The following is a 1,873-nucleotide window of genomic DNA, read 5'->3' as shown; positions in this document are numbered from 1 at the left end:
GAAAATACCCCGAGCCATCTAGTGGCAAACATGAAATACAGGTGCACAGCATATAAAATTATAGCCTAGAAAGGAGAAGTTATTCAGCCATCAAACTAGGCTCGACTGAATAATACGATCAATATGGAAGAAACAGTACTTATCTATTTAGAAAAAGATAATAAATATCTAATGATGTTCAGAAATAAAAAACAGCATGATCCTAATTTCGGCAAATATATTGGTGTTGGTGGCCGTATTGAAGAAGATGAAACTAAGGGTCAAGCCTTAGTCAGGGAGGTTAGAGAGGAAACATCTCTCATATTAAAGTCATACAATTACAGAGCAAAATTACTATTTGTTAACGATAACTATAGAGAAATTATTCATTTATTCACATCAAAAGACTTTATTGGTGAGTTGAGAGAAAACTGTGATGAAGGTGATTTAAGTTGGGTTGATAAAAATAAGATTTTCGATTTAACACTTTGGGAAGGCGATAAAGCATTCCTAGATTTAATGGAAAACTCAGATGATTATTTTGAAATGACTCTAACTTATAAGAACGATAAATTAGTATCTACTCTTCGTACTGCTTAGTACTTATAGACTCGTACTTATCTTTAAAAAGCGGAGAAATAGCAATTAAGGTTTGTGAAGGAATGTAGCAAATCCATGTTCCAATAAAACCTATTTTTCTTATAGCTTTAATTGAATCAGTAGGTAAATCGATATATTTTTTTAAGTTATAAAGACACACAAAGATATCACATCCAATAAAGAAAGTAAGCCCAATAGCTAGCATTAATAACCCCTTATCTTTGCTAGCGTATGCATCTACAGCATTTGTGACCAAATTTATAAAGTAAAACGCTGCTAAGAATGCACTCGCTTCTGTTATTTTCAAAGCGAGCGGAAGCACTAATGCCATAATTCCAAAAAGACCGAATCTAAAAATTAAAGATACTTTCCAATGTTTTGGTTGAATGTATAAAAAGTACATTGTTTGCGTAAAAATAAAAGCGCTTAATCCAATGATGTAGTAGTCATCTAGAATTAAAAGGAAATAATCAGCGATAAGAGTAAAAGCTAATCCAAGTATTATAAAATGGCCTTTTTTTGTAGTTAAAGAAATAGTCGACATTATAAAGCATACGATAACGCTTACATATTTAATACAGTCGCTTAAATCACTACTGAACCAATCTTTAAATTCTTCAAGGACTAAAAATATATTTAACACTGCTTGAAGAAAAACAAAAATCGAAATAATCAATAACAACACTTTATTTTTCTTTGCCATGAAAATATCTTACAACACGCTAATTTAAAATAGTATTTATTTAAAATTACGCTAGAAAAACAAGAATTATATTTGTGTGGAAATATTTTTTAATTAGTGTAATAATATTTGAGCACTTAGGGGTGTAGTACAATGGTAGTACAGTGGTCTCCAAAACCATTGACGTGGGTTCAATTCCTACCACCCCTGCCATCTTTGTAAAATTGCTCTAATACATTATTAGGGCTTTTTTATTGCCTAAAAGGGGCATTTTTGCCTCTAAAATGGTGGTCTTGAGTAGTTGAAGGCACCCAACAGGATTCGAACTCTGTACTACGATTCTTGTTGGAGGTTAGATAAAGGGATAAAAACCGAAGGCACCGAGGGGATTCGAACTACCTGAACAATACATTGATACAAATAATTAAAAAGGTTGCTGACGAAATATTTCTATTGCGGCAGTATAATAGTAGAAAGAAGGTACGATTTAAATGAGTACAAAAGAACCAAGAATTAAAATCTCCCAAGACAGGACAAGAATTTGCAAGTATTGTATCGGAGATAGAGTGATTGTCAGTTTCCGTAAGTACGGAGTCAAAAAGTTTGAGGCAG

General features: G+C 32.5%; 2 protein-coding genes and 1 tRNA gene. 2 read left to right on the top strand and 1 reads right to left on the bottom strand.

Going from position 1 to position 1,873, the window contains the following annotated elements; genetic code table 11:
- The first annotated feature begins 123 nt into the window (after positions 1 to 123).
- Positions 124 to 579, top strand: coding sequence for an 8-oxo-dGTP diphosphatase (locus tag J6Y29_04135; GenBank protein MBP5427060.1), 456 nt, complete (start codon positions 124 to 126; stop codon positions 577 to 579).
- Here the strand turns inward: J6Y29_04135 and J6Y29_04130 are convergent.
- Positions 560 to 1,282 (bottom strand): hypothetical protein, encoded by a 723-nt coding sequence (locus J6Y29_04130; protein MBP5427059.1) that lies wholly within the window; start codon positions 1,280 to 1,282, stop codon positions 560 to 562. The genes J6Y29_04135 and J6Y29_04130 overlap by 20 nt on opposite strands.
- Before the next feature lie 118 nt (positions 1,283 to 1,400).
- On the opposite strand from J6Y29_04130, the gene J6Y29_04125 reads away from it, so the two are divergent.
- Positions 1,401 to 1,474: transfer RNA gene (locus J6Y29_04125), tRNA-Trp, on the top strand.
- Positions 1,475 to 1,873: the final 399 nt, after the last annotated feature.

This window comes from Clostridiales bacterium (assembly GCA_017961515.1).
Taxonomy (GTDB): domain Bacteria; phylum Bacillota; class Clostridia; order Acetivibrionales; family RGIG10202; genus RGIG10202.
This window is presented reverse-complemented; position numbering and strand designations above follow the sequence as displayed.